The organism is Streptomyces sp. NBC_00252 (assembly GCF_036187565.1).
Lineage (GTDB): Bacteria > Actinomycetota > Actinomycetes > Streptomycetales > Streptomycetaceae > Streptomyces.
Map to the genome: position 1 here is coordinate 482,131 of NZ_CP108087.1, position 15,517 is coordinate 497,647.

The window sequence follows — 15,517 nt, forward strand, 5'->3', positions numbered from 1 at the left end:
GGGTCCGGCGGCCGAGCGCCCGTCGGAGAGGGTCGGGACATGGGCGGCCCCGAGGGCGACGAGCTGTGCTGCCTCGGCCGCCCGTCAGTAGCGGTCGCAGGTCTCGCGGACGTAGCCGTCGTGGCCGGCCGGAGTGACGTCGAGGTCCCGCCGCACGATGCTGATCCGGTCGCCCCAGCCCGCGCAGGCCTTTTCCATACCCTTCTCGGTGTACTCGACGACGATGACGTGGTCGCCGAAAGCGTCGAGGTAGGACCCGCATTCGTCGTACTGTCCGCACTCCTCCACCACCGCGAAGTCGAGGCCGACCCGCTTGCGGTCCTTGGCGAGTTCGAGGGTGTTCTTCTGGGCGATGGCGAGATGCCGGGCGTGCGCGTGGCGGGCGAGCAGCGCCTGGAACGCCTCGGCGTCGGCCGCGGTGAGCAGTCCGCGCGGGGCGCGGGTGTAGCTGTCGTAGTTGTCCGGCTCGACGGCGTCGAATCCCTTGTCGGCGCACGAGTCGATCCAGTCGTCCACCTTCTCCGCGATCCGCGCGCGCTTGGCCGGGGTGCCGATGTCGAGCATCGCCTCGCCCCAGTCCTTGTCCATGACGACCTTCCCGGAGCGGTCCCGCAGCAGGAGGTCGGCGTCCCAGTCGCCCTCCGCGTCCGGCTGGGCCTGGAACGCGTTGACGTAGCAGATGTTGTAGAGGCCCGGGGCGGGCGAGGCCGTGTGGTCCCGGGAGACGACGGAGACGCCCTTCGGCGGGGTGTACGCGCCGCCGAGTTGGTAGTCGACGCCGGCGTGGACGGGTGGTGCCGACACCTTCGTCTCCGGGGTCTTCGGCGAGGCGTCGGTGGCGGAGCCGGAGCAGCCGACGGCGGCGAGGGCGGTCGCGGTGAGGACGGCGGAGAGGGGCATGGTGACGCGGCGGGAGCCGGCCCGGGACTTGCACATGACGGTCTGCCTCTGAGTGCGGGAGCACGCCCCGCCTCGGACACGCTGGATCCTGGCGACTGGGGCCGGGCTGACGGCTCGAAGGCCTGGTTCACCGGCTGGGAATGCCTTGGTTGTGCGGACCGTGGGGGTGGGGTGGTCCGGTGCCGCGACGATACCAAAGCGTCCGCGACCGATTCGTGCCGCCCGAGGACCTGGTCGCGGGTGTCCGGGCGTCGGCGGAGCGGGTGCGGTCAGGCGTGGGCGGCGCCCGTGCTCTGCGCTGCGCGCGGCAGGGTGACCAGGAAGGCCGCGCCGCCCGACGGGGACTCGGCGACGGTGAGGTCGCCTCCGTGGTTGCGTACGACGTCCCGTGCGATGGCCAGTCCGAGGCCGGCCCCGCCGTCGTCGCGACTGCGTGCCTCGTCGAGGCGGACGAAGCGCTCGAAGACCCGGGGCCGGTCGGCGGGCGCGATGCCGTGGCCGTCGTCGGCGACCGTGAGCACGACGTCGTCGCCCGCTCGGGCCAGGGTCACGGTGATCGCGGTGGCGGTGTGCCGCTGGGCGTTGTCCAGGAGGTTGCCGAGGACGCGGGCCAACTGGCTGCGGCTGCCCAGGACTTGGGGCACTTCCTCGTCGTCGGCCACCACCTCGGGCGCCACCCGGTCCGTCGGGGCGCGCCGGGCGACCTCCTCCCGTACGAGTGCGGTCAGGTCGAGGAGGGCGTGGCCGGGTTGTTCGCCCGCGTCGAGCCGGGCGAGCAGCAGCAGGTCGGCGGCGAGGTGCTGGAGCCGTACGACGTCGTGATGGAGATCCCCGGTGTCCAGAAGCCCGGGGTGCTGGTCCGCGACCTCTATCTGGGTGCGCAACGAGGCGATGGGGCTGCGGAGTTCGTGGGAGGCGTCGGCGACGAAGCGGTGCTGGCGTTCGACGGACTGCTCCAGCGCGGCCAGGGTCTGGTTCGTGGTGCGGGCGAGGCGGCCGACCTCGTCGCGGGAGCGGGGTACCGGGACCCGTCGGGTCAGGTCGCCGCTGCCGGTGATCGCGGCCATCTCGGCGCGGATGCCCTCCACCGGGCGCAGGGCGCGCCGGGTGACCAGCCAGGTCACCCCGGCCACGACGAGCAGCAGGAACGGCAGGGCGGCGAGCATGGTGCGGGTGACCTGGTCGAGGGTGGCCTGTTCGTCCGCGAGCGAGGTGCCGGCGTAGACGGTGTAGGTGCGGCCGTCGTACGTCGTGCCCTGCACGGCGGCGAAGCCGTAGTCGTGGCTGCGGTCGCCGAACCGCACGGCCAGCGTCTCGCGTTCCACGTCCGTGCTCACCTTGCCGCGCGCCGGAGCACCGGTCGCGTCGTCGTCGGTCGAGGTGTCCTCGGTCCTGGTGTCGTCGCTCTCGCCGCCTCCGCGACCGCTGCCCCGGCCGCTCCCCCGGCCGCCGCCGTGGTCGTCGCCGCTGTCGTCGTCATCGTCGCCGGTCGAGGTGGCGGTGGGGACCGCGGAGCGGGTGGGCGTCGGGCTCGGTGTGCCGGTCGGGGCGGGGGCGGGCGCGAAGTTCGTGAGGGCGGCGCGTCCGTGCAGCGCGTCGCCTGCCGCGAGGACCCGGCCTCCGGAGTCGACGACCTGGACCAGCCGGTCCCGGTCGTCGGGCAGGTCCAGGGCGGTGAAGTCCCCGGTGAGCGCCGCCTGCGCGCCCGCCACCGTACGGGCGGTGACCTCGGACTCCAGGGCCGCCCGGTCGGTGAGGTTGTGCCGCAGTACGGCGATGACGGCGATGCCGGTGACCACGAGGGCGAAGGAGACGACCAGGGTCGCGGCGAGCGCGGCGCGGGCGCGGACGGAGGCGAGCGGCCTAGGCAAGAAGACCGCCGTCGGTCTCCAGCCGGTAACCGGCGCCCCGCACGGTCGTGATGGTGCGTCGGCCGAAGGGTGTGTCGAGTTTGCGGCGCAGGGCGCTGACGTGGACCTCGACGACGTTGGGGTCGCCGTCGTAGGCGAAGTCCCAGACCTGGGCGAGGATGTCGGACTTCGACACCACCTGGCCCGCGTGCAGGGCTAGGTGCTCCAGGACCGCGAACTCCCGTGCGGTCAGGGCTATGTCGGTGCCCGCCCGTTCGACGCGGCGGGCCGCCTGGTCGACGGCGAGGTCCCCGAAGCGCAGGACGGGGGCGGTGCCGGCACGGTTGCGGCGGCGCAGCAGCGCGCGGATGCGGGCCTGGAGAACGACGTAGGAGAAGGGTTTGGTGAGGTAGTCGTCGGCGCCGGTGTCGAGGCCCTCCGCCTCGTCGTACTCGCCGTCCTTCGCCGTGAGCACCAGGATCGGGGTCTCGTCGCCCTCGGCCCTCAACCGGGCGCAGATCCGGTAGCCGTTGAGGCCGGGCAGCATGATGTCGAGCACGATCAGGTCGTAGTCCCGGTCCTGCGCCAGGCGCAGACCGGCGAGCCCGTCGTGGGCCACGTCGACGACGAACCCCTCGGCGGACAGGCCGCGCGCTAGGGCGGCGGCGAGGCGTCTTTCGTCCTCCACGATCAGCAGGCGCATGGGCACAGGGTGGCAGACCGTTCCTGAAGCGGTCTTCAGGAAGCTTCAGCGTGGCTTCAGGGTCGCTCCCGCAGGGTGGTCGACATCGGGCCGGGCGTGCTCCTCCGGGGCACGTTCCGGCCGTGACCGAGGGAAAGGACCACGCATGATGAACGCTTCCCAGGGCTCCCCGACCGGCCGTCGGCGCACCGTGGTCGCCGTGCTCGCGGTGACCGCGGTGCTCGGTGGCGCGGGTGCCGTCACGGCGGTGGCCGTCGCCGACGACGGCGGTCACCACGGCACGTCGCCGGCCGCCTCCGGCACCCACCACCCCGAGGGCGCGGACGAATCCCCGTCCCCCTCACACCGAAGTGCCGTGACGGGCACGGCGACCGACCTCGTGCGGGCCGCCACCGCGGGGGTGGCGGAACTGCCGGGCACGGTCACCGCCGTCGAACTCGACGAGCACCGCGGACGGACCGTCTGGAAGGTCGAGATCGTCTCCACCGGGGGCGCCCGGCACGAGGTCACCGTGAACACGGCCGACGGCACGGTCACCGGCAGCAGGCCCGACGGCGCCGACGACGGCGATGCCGCCCTGGCACGCTCGGCCCGCACGGGTCTGGCCGCGGCGGTACGCACCGCACTGGCCCGGGTCCCCGGGTCGGCCACGTCCGTGGAGGTCGACGACCTGGGCGGGTCGGCCGCCTGGGAGGTGGAGATCGCGGGCACGGACGGCACCGCGCACGAGGTGACGGTCGCCGCCGGCTCCGGGAAGGTCGCCGCCGTGAGCCCGTATGCCCACTCCACCGCCGGGACGGACGACCGGGGCCGCCACGGCACCGACGACGACGCCACCGGCCGGACCACGGACGACAACGGGACCCGCCACTCCACCCCCGAGGACCGTCCCGACCGGCACGCGGGCGAGGACAGCCCGTCCCGCCACGACGCGGACGACGACCGGTCCGGTGCGGGCACCGACGACGCCACGGCGGGTCACCACCGGTCGCACGAGGGGACGGACGACGGGTCGGGTCACGGCCGCGGGCGTGGATCTGACGATGGATCAGGTCACGGTGGGGGGCATGGATCGGACGACGCGTAGCCCGAACTGCGGGCGCGGCCAGGGGTGTTCGCACGGCGCGAGTGACGGGTGAGGGCACGGTCAGGCCGACGCTGAAGGGGTCGCGGTCCGGGTGGTTCCGTCCGGGCCGCGAACCCGTCAGCGGTCTGTCACCCAGGTCGCGTCGGACGGCCGGTTCCCCGTCCGTACGATGTGGCTCGCGATCCTGAACGCCTCGGTCAGGGGCACGGTGTCGGCGCCCGGACAGGCGTCGTGCTGCCCGCCGTTGAGGACGAAGCCCTCACTCACGCCGGTACGACGGTCTCAAGGCCGGAAAGGCATGGCGAAGGGGGTCACCCTGAGCGGTGCGGCGAGGTCGCGGAGCCGCGCGTTCGGGCTCGCGTCGAACCGGCATCGGCGGACGCGGGACCAGGGGCGGCCCCTCCAACTCGCAGTGCAGCGGCCCGAGTCAGCGTGATCTGTCGCGGCTCCATGTCGGCCTCGACTGTCTCGGGATCACCGGCTGCGGTGCGACGGGCTGCCCGGTGGCCTGGGTCAGCTGGAGGAGGGTGAGGTCCAGCACGCGCAGCAGGGCCGACGTCTGCTGTCCGTCACCGCTCCAGCTGTTGGTCTCCTCGGCCCGCTCGTACTGCGCGGTGTCCATGCCGATCGAGCGGGCCAGCCTGTCCGTACTGAACTGCCGTACCAGCCGGTGTTCCGTCAGGGTGCGCGGAGACTCGATCCCCATCAGGTCCTTGGCCCGGCACCAGAGGACGTCCGCGAGGGCGAACAGCTCCTCCTCCGTGGGGCGGTACTCACCGGCCTCCCAGGCGTGGACCAGTGGGATGTCGACGACGACTCCGTAGACGTTCATCTGTTCCGTCACCTGGTGGGGCGACAGACCCAGGTCCTGCCGGGCCGACCTGGCGATGTCGGGCGAGAACGGCGGTCGGTTCACTGGTCGGCCTCTCTTGTCGCTGACGCCACGGCCCGCGCCCACGGGTGCGGGGGCGAGCCCCCGGGCGGGCATCCCGGACGGGGCGTGATCTTGAAGAGAGAGTTTCGCGGTCGGACCGTGGGGGCCTCGCCATGTGAACGGACTTCTGCCCGACCGTTCCTCACACCTGCCTGACCGGTCGGCCCGGATGCCCGTTCGGCCTGCCCCAAAGGGCATGGACGTCCCGCGCGGGCGGCTCAGCGGTCGTGTGTCGAGGTGCTGCGGTAGTCGGTGTACGTGTACGGGTTGTCGAGGATCTTGGTCTCGGGGATGTCCGGGTTCATGCCCTTCGCCCAGGCGTCCTCGCCCATCGTCGACCGCAGGTGGTCCACGGTCCGCTCGACGGTGCGCCGCACCGCGGCCAGGTCGGTGTCGAGCAGACGGTGCTCGTGCTTGACCACCCGGCCGTCGACGATGACGGTGTGCACGTCGCCCCGCTGGGCCTGGAAGGCGACATGGCCGTACGGGTTGAGGACCGGGAACGAGACCGGCGAGTGGTCGTTCTTCAGCAGGACGAGGTCGGCCTTCTTGCCCTCCTCGATACTGCCCAGGTCGTGTTCACGGCCAAGTGCCCTGGCACCGCCGCGCGTTGCCCACTCCACCACCTGCTCGGCCCGCAGCGCGACATGCGTGACGGTCTCGCCCTCGGCATGGGCCTCCAGGTGCTCACGGGCACGGTCGGCGCCGAGTGTGGTGCGCATCGCGGAGAACAGGTCCCCGCTCCACCACACGCTCGTGTCCATCGACAAGGAGACGGGGATGCCGTGGGAGCGGACCGCCCAGGTCGTCGGATAGCCCTGGCCCGCACTCTGCTCGCTCTCCGTGGACACCGAGACCGAGCCGCCCGTGGCCGCGATGCGCTGGTAGGAGTCGGCGGACAGGGTGGAGGCGTGGACGTAGACCGTCTCCGGGGTCATGAACCCGTGCTCGTGCATGAGCCGGATGCCGTCGTCGTTGGTGGCGCCCCAGACTCCGGCGTGGGTGGTGACGGCCACGCCCAGGTCGCGCGCGACCTCGAAGGCGGGCTTCTCGGGGAAGGCCGGATCGCCGGTGACGTCGAAGGCGATCTGGAAGCCGAGCATGTCGTCGCCGGTGATGCGGCGGCGCACGAAGTCCCGGAACTGCGGTGCCGCGGTCCATTCCGCCGGGGCCTGCTGGATGTTGCCGTAGGCGAGGACGAACCGGCCGGGCACGGCCCGCAGCGCGTCGACCGCCGCGTCCGCGTGGTCGACGGTCTGCAGTCCGTGCGACCAGTCGACGACCGTGGTCACCCCGGCGTCCAGCGCTTCGACGGCGGCCAAGAGGTTCCCGGCGTGCACATCCTCGGGCCGGAAGGCCTTGCCGTGTTCGAGGTAGTACCAGACGAAGTACTGGGTCAGGGTCCAGTCGGCGCCGTAGCCGCGCATCGCCGTCTGCCACATGTGCCGGTGCGTGTCGATCATGCCGGGCATCACGATGCCGTCGGACGCGTCGATCTCCGCGGTCCCCTCGGGCACGGCGAGCCGCGGGCCGACCGCGGTGATCCGGTCCCCCGTCACCAGCACGTCGGTGTCGCTCAGCACCCGCCGCGCACGGTCCATGGGCAGTACGGTGCCGCCGCGCAGGACGACGGGGCGTCCCGCCTGGAATGGGGTGGACTGGCTCATCACTGGATCTCCCACTCGACATCGGACGATTGTCCGTATGGCGGCCCTTGATTGGTGACCGATCGTCGTCAGGGTCCTGTCCAGTGTCAATACTCCGCGGATTCCGAATTCCGCCCGGGAATGTCCACCGCTGTCCGCTGTACGGTCCCGCTCGGGTTGTCGCGCGCGATCCCTGACGACGTAGGCCCGCCCTGCTGCGTAGAGTGCCCTCGACGAGGTGTCCGTACGGCGGACACCCGGGAGCGAAGCCGACGGCGATCAGAGGAGCCACCATGCCGCGCGAAGGAACCGGACCCGATTTCATCGAGGCGCTGGCCCGGGGCCTGGAGGTCATCACCGCCTTCCGGCCCCGGCAGCCGGTGATGTCGCTGTCCGACGTGGCGACCGCGACAGGGCTCGCCAGGCCGACCGCGCGCCGGATCCTGCTCACGCTGACCGAACTGGGTTACGTACGCCAGCAGTCCGGCGGTTTCGTGCTGACCCCGCGCGTGCTGGACCTCGGCGTCGCCTACGTCCGCTCGACGGGGCTGTGGGACGTGGCCCGCCCGCACCTGGAGTGGCTGGTGGAGCGCACGAACGAGTCCTGCTCGATCGCCCAGCTCGACGGTTCGGACATCGTCTACGTCTCCCGGGTCTCAGTGCCCAAGATCGTGACCCTCGCCGTGCAGATCGGCACCCGCTTCCCGGCGCTGCCCACATCCCTGGGCAAGGTCCTGCTGGCCGCGCTGCCGCCCGACGAGGCGGCCCGGGTCGTCGCCGAGCCCAGCCGCTCGGGCCTGGAGTCGGTGTGGCACCCCGGCCGGGCCGAATGGGAGGCGGAGCTGCGGGAGGTGCGCGCGCGGGGCTGGGCGATGACCGACGAGCAACTGGCCCGGGGCATCCGCTCGGTGGCCGCTCCGCTGCGCGACGGCTCCGGCCGCGTCGTCGCGAGCGTCAACGTGAACGCGCACGCCGCCGAGACCTCGGTGGAGGTGCTGCTCAACGACTATCTGCCGCTGCTCCTCCAGGCCGCCGGCGAGATCAGCGTGGACTTCGCCCGGCTGGAGTCCGCGCCCCATGCCGTCCGGCCGTCCGGCCGTCCGGCGCGACCGTGACGTCTTGACGCCTCCGCCGTCCCGGACAGAGAATCGCTGTCCGGACGACTGTCCGGTGTACGGACAGGAAGGCGCGGTTCATGTCGCAGAACGCCAAGCCCACACCGCCGGGCACGGCGGGCCCGCTCTCCGGCGTGCTGGTCGCGGACTTCTCACGGATCCTTGCCGGGCCGTACGCCACGATGCTGCTCGCCGACCTGGGGGCCGACGTCGTGAAGGTCGAGGGACCGGCCGGCGACGACACCCGCGCCTGGATGCCCCCGACACGTGACGAGGTCTCGACCTACTACCTCGGAGTCAACCGGGGGAAGCGTTCGATCGCGCTCGACCTGCGGGACGCGGACGACGCCGAGGTCGCCCGGAGCCTCGCCCGCCGGGCGGACGTCCTGATCGAGAACCTCAAGCCCGGCGGCATGGCGAAGTACGGACTGGACTACGACTCGGTCCGGCAGGACAACCCCGGGCTGATCTACACGTCGATCACCGGCTTCGGCACCGGACCCGGCCGGCACGTCCCCGGCTACGACCTCATGGTGCAGGCCATCTCGGGCCTCATGAGCCTGACGGGAGACCCGGACGGGCCGCCCTACCGGGCCGGGATATCCGTATTCGACGTGATGGCCGGCAACCACGCCACGATCGGCATCCTCGCCGCACTGCGCCACCGCGACGCCACAGGGACGGGCCAGCTCGTCGAGGTGAACTTGCTGTCCTCGGCCCTGACCGGACTGGTCAACCACAGCTCGGCCTACGTCGCCGGCGACACGGTGCCCTACCGGATGGGCAACGCCCACCCCAGCGTCTTCCCCTACGAGCCGCTGCCCACCGCCGACAACGACCTCATCGTGACGGCCGCCAACGACGGCCAGTTCCGCAAGCTGTGCGAGGTCCTCGGCATCCCGGAGGTGGCCGACGACCCGCGGTTCGCGCGCAACGCCGACCGCACCGCCCACCGGGACCTCCTGCGGCCGCTGCTGGCCGAGCGGCTGAAGACACGTGGGGCCACCGAGTGGTTCGAGGCGCTGGTGGAGGCCGGGGTACCGAGCGGGCCGATCAACACGATCGACGGCGGCTTCGCGATGGCCGACCGGTTCGGACTCGACCCGGTCGTCACCGTAGGAGAGGGAGACCGCGCGGTGCCCACCACCCGGCACCCGATCCGGTTCTCCGCCACACCCGCCTCCTACCGGCTGCCGCCACCCCAACTCGACGAGCACGGCGTGGAGTTGCGCACCTGGCTGTCCGGACCCGAGGAGGCCGACCATGGCTGAGCCGACACCGCGCCCCGCCTACCCGACGGCCCTCGGCGCCTCCGACCTGCGGACCATCACCCTGCTCGGGCACGACCTGGCCGAGGACATCATGGGCTCGGTCGGCTTCGGTGAACTCGCCTTCTGGCTCGCCACCCAACGGCGGCCCACCCCCGGCGAGACCCGCGTCTTCGAGGCCGTGCTCGCGGCCCTGGCCGACCACGGCTTCACCCCCACGGCCATCGTCACCCGCCTCACCTACCTCTCCGCTCCCGACTCGGTCCAGGGCGCACTCGCCGCCGGACTGCTCGGCGGCGGCTCCCGCTTCCTCGGCGTCACCGAGGACACCGGCCGCTTCCTCCACGACGTACTGGAGTCCCTCGACGGAGACCTGCCCACCGACGACGCCGGCTGGGACGCGGTCGCCCTGCGCACGGTCGAACTGCGGCGCACGGCAGGGGAGTTCGTCCCCGGACTGGGACACCACGTGCACAAGGAGGGCGACCCCCGTACGCCGAGGCTGATGCGGATCGCCCAGGAGGAGGACGTCTACGGCCCGCACCTGCGGCTGTTCGCCGCCATCGGCCGGGTGCACCCGAAGGTGCTGCACCGGACGCTTCCGCTGAACGGAGCGGGGGTGTGCGGCGCCGCTCTCGCGGATCTCGGCCTCCCCCTCCAACTGCTGCGCGGCTTCGCCCTGTTGGCCCGTACCGCCGGACTGATCGGCCAGCTCGCCGAGGAACTGCGCCACCCCGTCGCACAGGACGTCTTCCTGTCCGTCGACCTCAACAACACCCCGGTCCAGCCCGAGCCCTACAGGCCGGACCCGCTCACCAAGGACCGACGCGAGGACTGACCCCGCGCCCGCCCCGCCACCGTCCACCCGCACCGCAGACCAAGGAGCCACGACCGTGTTCGTCGACGAGGACAACATCACCGAGCTGGCCGTCGAGCGGTGGGCCACCGCTCACTCCCCGCGGCTGGGCGAGCTGATGACCGCGCTGGTCCGTCATCTGCACGATTTCTCGCGTGAGGTGCGGCTGACCGAGGACGAGTGGATGGCGGCGATCGAGTGGCTGACCGCGGCCGGCGGGATCAGCGACGACAAGCGGCAGGAACTGATCCTGACCTCCGACGTGCTCGGGCTGAGCACGCTGGTCGTCCAGTTGAACAACACGTTCACACCGCAGGCGACCCCGGCCACCGTGCTCGGGCCGTTCCACATCGACGGCTCACCGACCGCGCCCCACGGCTTCGACATGTCGGACGGCGTCCCGGGCACACCGCTGTTCTTCACCGGCCGGGTGACCGACACCGAGGGCAAGCCCCTCGCCGGCGCCGTCCTGGATGTCTGGCAGGCCGACGCGGAAGGCGCCTACGAGTCCCAGCTCCCCGAGATCGACGAGGCACGCCTGCGGGCCAAGTACCGCACCCGCGAGGACGGCACCTACTGCATCCGCACCATCGCGCCGCGTGGATACGCCATTCCCATGGACGGCCCCGTCGGCGATCTGATGCGCAGGACGGACATCAGCCACTTCCGCCCGGCCCACGTCCACTTCCTGATCGACGAGCCGGACTACCGGAAACTGATCACCCATCTGTTCCAGGCGGGCAGCGACTACCTCGACTCCGACGTCGTCTTCGGCACCAAGGACGCACTGATCATCCCGTTCACCGAACGTCCGGCCGGCCCCACGCCCGACGGCAACACGCTCGAAGTGCCGTACCTGCACGCCGAGTTCGACTTCGTCCTGCAGCCCCGCTGACCGCCGAGCGGATCACGCGGGGCCCGGATCGTCGTCAGACGGTGATGCGGTCGAGGTTGGGTGCTCCGGCGGTGGGGTTGGAGAACTGGATGGTGTTGGTGCCGGCTTTGAGTTGGACGGTGACGTTCTTGGTGACCACGGTGTTGTAGTCGGGTGTCTCGGGGAAGCTGACGGTCTGCTTGACGCCGTTGACGGTGACGACGGCGGTGCGGGCCTGGCCGACGCTCATGAAGGAGACGGCCATGGTGTAGCTGCCGGCGGCGGGTTCGGAGATGTTGTTGAAGGTGGCGGTGCCGCCGTTGCCGAGGTAGCTGAGTTTCTGCCCGCCCGAGCAGTGCGCGCAGCTGGTGACGGTGGTGCCGCCGGCCAGGGTCGCCGCCTCGGCCTCGTAGGACACGTTCCCGCCCGGCGGAGGCGACGAGGGCGGCGGACTCGACGGAGGAGTCCCACCACCGGTGATCTTGTCGAAGATCCGGGAGTAGGCGTAGCCGGTTCCCTTGTCGTAGCCGTCGACCTCCCAGAAGGACAGCTCCTGGACGCCGTTGGTGGCGGCGAAGGACTCCAGGGTGGTGGCGTTGGCCTGGGTGAAGTTCTCGTCGTCGTCGTTCTGGCCGGCGATCGGGGTCAGGCCCATGCGGCCGTAGGCCTGGGCGGTCGAGATGCCGTAGAGGGTGGCCAGTTGTGCGGCGGTGGCCTTGGCCGCGGACAGCGAGTCGTTGAGGGCGTTCTCGCCGTCGCCGAAGTCCATGGTCATGATGTTGACCAGGTTGACCTTGACGCCTTTGCTCTTGGCGTCCTTGAGCAGGTTGAGCGTGTCGGATTCCAGGCCGGACGGGTCGACGGCGAGGGTGTAGTCGACCTCGACGCCGGGGTTCTGGGCCTGGAGGGCGGCGAGAGCCTGGTTGCGCCGGGTGGTGGCCGCGGTGTCGCCCAGGGTGTCGCCTTCGATGTCGAAGTCGAGCCGGGTGATGCCGTACGTGTTGACCACGCTGGCGTAGGCGGCGGTGAGTGCCGAGACGGACGTGCAGGTCTGCGCCAGTTCTCCGCCTTCCGCTCCGCCGAAGGAGATGATGACGTCGCCGCCGGCCGCCTTGAGGGCGTCGACCTGCGAGGTGAAGGCGCCCAGGGCGCTGTTGCCTGCCTCCCACTGCGGAGTGCAGCCGGACTTGGGGATGAGGAAGGCCAGGGTGTAGTTCTTGAGCCCGGTGGCTCTCATGTCGGCTGCCATGTCACCGGCGGTGCCGCTGGAGAGCTCGAGGTAGGGCGCGGCGTAGTGGGCCGGGAACGCGTTCGCCGCCTGCGGGCTGGCGCTGGCGGTCGCGTTGATGCCCACCGCCGCCACCGCTATCGGAAGAGCGGAAGCAACAAGCCCCTTGGTAAGTCGTGACCATGTCACGTGTGTCCTCCAGTTGGATCTAGACAGGGCATGTCCGAGAAGCCGGCTCCTGGTCCCGGCGGCTGACCGGAGCTGTAACATGCAGGTGATCTGGGAGAGTGGCGCGAAGCGGGACGCCTGCGCAGAGGAGCGGCGGGATGCGACGCTCGACAGCAACTGCGGTGCTTCCGAGCGCAGTTCCAGTGCCGCGAGGCGTGTCGAGGTGATGCGTGCGCAAGCGGTGGGGTGGGGGATGTGGTGACGTCGCGTCGGCAGCGCCCGCAGTCAATCCCTCCGTGACGAGACCCGTCAAGACAATGGAATGGAAAGTTTCCTAACAGAGTCGTTCCCTGGGGAGCCGTTCCGCCGGGGATGCACCGAGGCGACCAACCAGCCTTCTCCGAGAGCCACTTGACCGACCACCGACGCCGGGATCGGGACCGGGGCGGCACCCTCTCCCGACCCCCGCCCCGATGACTACCGTCGCCGGGACCGCGAACCGCGCTTGACCTGCACACTTAAAGATTGACATGCCGTCAGGACGCCGAGCCGGGCGCCTCGTTGCAGGTATGGACTTAGTAAAGCTACTTAACGAGACGATTGTGTGACTGCGGTCACGACTGCTTCCGTCTGTTAGGAAACATTACTAACGAACGATGGAGGCCCTACACCGCCATGTCATCGATCCGTACGCGCCTCGCTGTGGCAGCCGCCTCAGCCATCGCGCTCGCCGCACCGTTCGCCGTCGGCCACGCCGACGCAGCGACGACCCCCACAGCAGCCGGGGCGGCCCCGGCCGCCACCTCGTACACCGCCGCTCAGGTCCTGGCGGGCGTCCAGCAGAACTCGACGGCCGCGAACCAGGTCAACTCCAAGCCCCACATCAACACCATGACGCGGGCTCAGAACGTGAACGTGTACCAGGTCGCCCCGGGCGTGTACTCCTACACCTCCGGCATGGCCATCGACACCGACGGCAGCGACTCCGATCCCGACCCCGACCACCAGGGCGAGACGACCTGGGAAGACAGCAACGGCCAGGCCCTGGGCGCACATCACGTGCCGTTCTACGTGCTGGGCGACGACTGCTGGGACGAGAAGTCCCCGTGCCCGCACTTCTTCTACAAAGAGCACGGCATGTCGGGCAGGCAGTTCGCGCTCATGTTCTACAACGGCAAGGTCATCGGCTCGATCTTCGGCGACACCCAGACCGCGAACAGCCAGACCACCTCGGACAACGACTCCCGCGAACTGGGTGAGGCGTCCGTGAAGGCGGCCCAACTGCTCGGCATACCCAGCAGCGGAACCACCGGCGGCGTCGACAACGGCGTGACCGTGGTGATGTTCTCCGGCTCGAAGTGGGTCGTCAACGGCACCAACTCCAACCTCAACACCAACACCCAGGCCCTGGTCCAGACGGCCCTGGACAGCCTCGGGGCGAGCATGAACGGTGGGACTCCTCCGTCGAGTCCGCCGCCCTCGTCGCCTCCGCCGGGCGGGAACGTGTCCTACGAGGCCGAAGCGGCGACCCTGGCCGGCGGCACCACCGTCACCAACTGCGCCCACTGCTCGGGCGGACAGAAACTCAGCTACCTCGGCAACGGCGGCACCGCCACCTTCAACAACATCTCCGAACCCGCCGCCGGCAGCTACACCATGACCGTCTCCTTCATGAGCGTCGGCCAGGCCCGCACCGCCGTCGTCACCGTCAACGGCGTCAAGCAGACCGTCAGCTTCCCCGAGACACCCGACTACAACACCGTGGTCACCAAGAACGTCACCGTCCAACTCAAAGCCGGCACCAACACCATCCAGTTCTCCAACCCCACCGCCGGAGCACCCAACCTCGACCGCATCACCGTCTGACCACCGACCCGCTCTCTGTCGTGACCGGTGACCAGTCGGCCACCGGTCGCGACAGACCACCCCACGGAACCGATCGTGAACTGACCCGGATGCGCGGCCGGTTCGGGTCAGGCCGGGTCCGAGGGCAGATAGCTCGCGAGGCCGCGCAGGATGATCTCCAGGCCGATGTCGAACCGCTTGTCGGAGGAGTCCGTCACCATGACGCCGGCCAGGGCGCGCAGATGGGGGAAGTCCTCGGCGGGAAGGGACGCGAAGTAGTTCTGCATCTCGTCGGCCATCTCACGCCAGTCGGGGCGGGCGGGCGAGGAGGTGTCGACGTTCTGCTCGGCGGCCCGGTCCCGCCACATGCCCTCCTCCAGGACGAACCCGTCGATGTACGTCGAGATGAGGTCGCTGGCCTCCGCCGCGATGCGGTCGGGCAGTCCGGCCGTCCGGAACACCCCGAGCAACGCCTCGACATGTGGCAGGAGTTCGGCGGTGAAGGGGACGTGGGCCATGGAGATCCTGGCCATGTCCCGGTGCGCCAGAAGGCGCCGCCGCCCCTCGAGGGCGTACGCGCGCACCTCCTCCTGCCAGCGCTCCGGGTCGACCGCGGGCGGCTCGAAGCCGTCGAAGAGGCGGGTGTACATGAGTTCCAGGACGTCGTCCTTGGAGCTGACGTGCGCGTACAGGGCGGAGACGGTGACCCCGAGTTCGGCCGCGACCTGACGCATCGACAGGCCGTCGAGTCCCTGACGGTCGAGCACGGTGAACGCGGCGTCGACGACCCGCTCGCGTGACAGCGGAGTCCGGGCCGGGGTGACACGTGCAGGTGCCGGGCGGTCGCGCTCCCAGGGAGAGGGTGGAGGCGGTGCGGGGGTGTCGGCGTCCGCGTCAGTCATGGGGACAGTCTAGGCGCCGGGAGAGCGGTGTTCTCTCCGGGTGAGCAGCGTTCACCCATCCAAGACGCGATATATCTTGTCTCTGTCTCCAGGTTGCGCTATATCTTGATGAACGCCGTTCTTTCGGTGAGCACTGTTCTG

The 15,517-nt window shown here is 70.6% G+C and carries 14 protein-coding genes; 6 read left to right on the forward strand and 8 right to left on the reverse strand.

Annotated features, from left to right (window positions below):
- Positions 1 to 84: 84 nt before the first annotated feature.
- The 3 genes from OHT77_RS02080 to OHT77_RS02090 all read right to left on the reverse strand — a co-directional run bounded on the left by OHT77_RS02080 (position 85) and on the right by OHT77_RS02090 (position 3,453).
- Complete coding sequence (locus OHT77_RS02080; RefSeq protein WP_328826175.1) at positions 85 to 936, reverse strand: endo alpha-1,4 polygalactosaminidase; 852 nt, start codon at positions 934 to 936, stop codon at positions 85 to 87.
- A gap of 233 nt (positions 937 to 1,169) precedes the next feature.
- Complete coding sequence (locus tag OHT77_RS02085; protein WP_328826176.1) at positions 1,170 to 2,771, reverse strand: sensor histidine kinase; 1,602 nt, start codon at positions 2,769 to 2,771, stop codon at positions 1,170 to 1,172.
- On the reverse strand, positions 2,764 to 3,453 hold the full coding sequence (locus OHT77_RS02090) for a response regulator transcription factor (protein ID WP_328826177.1): 690 nt from the start codon (positions 3,451 to 3,453) through the stop codon (positions 2,764 to 2,766). The genes OHT77_RS02085 and OHT77_RS02090 overlap by 8 nt, the downstream gene beginning before the upstream one ends.
- 145 nt (positions 3,454 to 3,598) lie before the next feature.
- Between OHT77_RS02090 and OHT77_RS02095 the strand changes: the two genes are divergently transcribed.
- On the forward strand, positions 3,599 to 4,540 hold the full coding sequence (locus OHT77_RS02095; RefSeq protein ID WP_328826178.1) for a PepSY domain-containing protein: 942 nt from the start codon (positions 3,599 to 3,601) through the stop codon (positions 4,538 to 4,540).
- 117 nt (positions 4,541 to 4,657) lie between these two features.
- On the opposite strand, the gene OHT77_RS02100 is transcribed toward OHT77_RS02095, so the two are convergent.
- From OHT77_RS02100 to OHT77_RS02110, 3 genes are all read right to left on the reverse strand, one after another.
- Entirely contained in the window at positions 4,658 to 4,807 is a 150-nt protein-coding gene (locus OHT77_RS02100) for a hypothetical protein (protein WP_328826179.1), read from the reverse strand.
- Between the two features lie 160 nt (positions 4,808 to 4,967).
- On the reverse strand, positions 4,968 to 5,456 hold the full coding sequence (locus OHT77_RS02105) for a helix-turn-helix domain-containing protein (RefSeq protein ID WP_328826181.1): 489 nt from the start codon (positions 5,454 to 5,456) through the stop codon (positions 4,968 to 4,970).
- A 236-nt stretch (positions 5,457 to 5,692) separates the two neighbouring features.
- Positions 5,693 to 7,141 (reverse strand): amidohydrolase family protein, encoded by a 1,449-nt coding sequence (locus OHT77_RS02110; protein WP_328826182.1) that lies wholly within the window; start codon positions 7,139 to 7,141, stop codon positions 5,693 to 5,695.
- 272 nt (positions 7,142 to 7,413) lie between these two features.
- Here OHT77_RS02110 and OHT77_RS02115 point away from each other — a divergent pair, with 272 nt between their 5' ends.
- From OHT77_RS02115 to OHT77_RS02130, 4 genes are all read left to right on the forward strand, one after another.
- Positions 7,414 to 8,235, forward strand: a complete 822-nt coding sequence (locus OHT77_RS02115) for an IclR family transcriptional regulator domain-containing protein (RefSeq protein WP_328826183.1) — start codon at positions 7,414 to 7,416, stop codon at positions 8,233 to 8,235.
- A gap of 80 nt (positions 8,236 to 8,315) precedes the next feature.
- Entirely contained in the window at positions 8,316 to 9,506 is a 1,191-nt protein-coding gene (locus OHT77_RS02120) for a CaiB/BaiF CoA transferase family protein (protein ID WP_328826184.1), read from the forward strand.
- Entirely contained in the window at positions 9,499 to 10,341 is an 843-nt protein-coding gene (locus OHT77_RS02125) for a citryl-CoA lyase (protein ID WP_328826185.1), read from the forward strand. The genes OHT77_RS02120 and OHT77_RS02125 overlap by 8 nt, the downstream gene beginning before the upstream one ends.
- Before the next feature lie 55 nt (positions 10,342 to 10,396).
- Positions 10,397 to 11,254: a dioxygenase family protein gene (locus tag OHT77_RS02130; RefSeq protein ID WP_328826186.1), complete on the forward strand. Its 858-nt coding sequence runs from the start codon at positions 10,397 to 10,399 to the stop codon at positions 11,252 to 11,254.
- Between the two features lie 34 nt (positions 11,255 to 11,288).
- On the opposite strand, the gene OHT77_RS02135 is transcribed toward OHT77_RS02130, so the two are convergent.
- Positions 11,289 to 12,587: a CBM35 domain-containing protein gene (locus tag OHT77_RS02135; protein ID WP_328826188.1), complete on the reverse strand. Its 1,299-nt coding sequence runs from the start codon at positions 12,585 to 12,587 to the stop codon at positions 11,289 to 11,291.
- A gap of 744 nt (positions 12,588 to 13,331) precedes the next feature.
- Between OHT77_RS02135 and OHT77_RS02140 the strand changes: the two genes are divergently transcribed.
- Positions 13,332 to 14,495 (forward strand): glycoside hydrolase family 75 protein, encoded by a 1,164-nt coding sequence (locus tag OHT77_RS02140; RefSeq protein ID WP_328826189.1) that lies wholly within the window; start codon positions 13,332 to 13,334, stop codon positions 14,493 to 14,495.
- A gap of 107 nt (positions 14,496 to 14,602) precedes the next feature.
- Here the strand turns inward: OHT77_RS02140 and OHT77_RS02145 are convergent, their stop codons facing one another.
- Positions 14,603 to 15,376, reverse strand: a complete 774-nt coding sequence (locus OHT77_RS02145) for a TetR/AcrR family transcriptional regulator (protein ID WP_328826190.1) — start codon at positions 15,374 to 15,376, stop codon at positions 14,603 to 14,605.
- Positions 15,377 to 15,517 lie beyond the last annotated feature (141 nt).

Excerpts from the sequence above, each read along its gene's own strand:
- OHT77_RS02120 (WP_328826184.1), top strand. The coding sequence starts at position 8,316 with ATGTCGCAGAACGCCAAGCCCACACCGCCGGGCACGGCGGGCCCGCTC.
- OHT77_RS02110 (WP_328826182.1), bottom strand. The coding sequence starts at position 7,141 with ATGAGCCAGTCCACCCCATTCCAGGCGGGACGCCCCGTCGTCCTGCGC.
- OHT77_RS02080 (WP_328826175.1), bottom strand. The coding sequence starts at position 936 with ATGTGCAAGTCCCGGGCCGGCTCCCGCCGCGTCACCATGCCCCTCTCC.
- OHT77_RS02090 (WP_328826177.1), bottom strand. The coding sequence starts at position 3,453 with ATGCGCCTGCTGATCGTGGAGGACGAAAGACGCCTCGCCGCCGCCCTA.
- OHT77_RS02125 (WP_328826185.1), top strand. The coding sequence starts at position 9,499 with ATGGCTGAGCCGACACCGCGCCCCGCCTACCCGACGGCCCTCGGCGCC.
- OHT77_RS02115 (WP_328826183.1), top strand. The coding sequence starts at position 7,414 with ATGCCGCGCGAAGGAACCGGACCCGATTTCATCGAGGCGCTGGCCCGG.
- OHT77_RS02095 (WP_328826178.1), top strand. The coding sequence starts at position 3,599 with ATGATGAACGCTTCCCAGGGCTCCCCGACCGGCCGTCGGCGCACCGTG.
- OHT77_RS02145 (WP_328826190.1), bottom strand. The coding sequence starts at position 15,376 with ATGACTGACGCGGACGCCGACACCCCCGCACCGCCTCCACCCTCTCCC.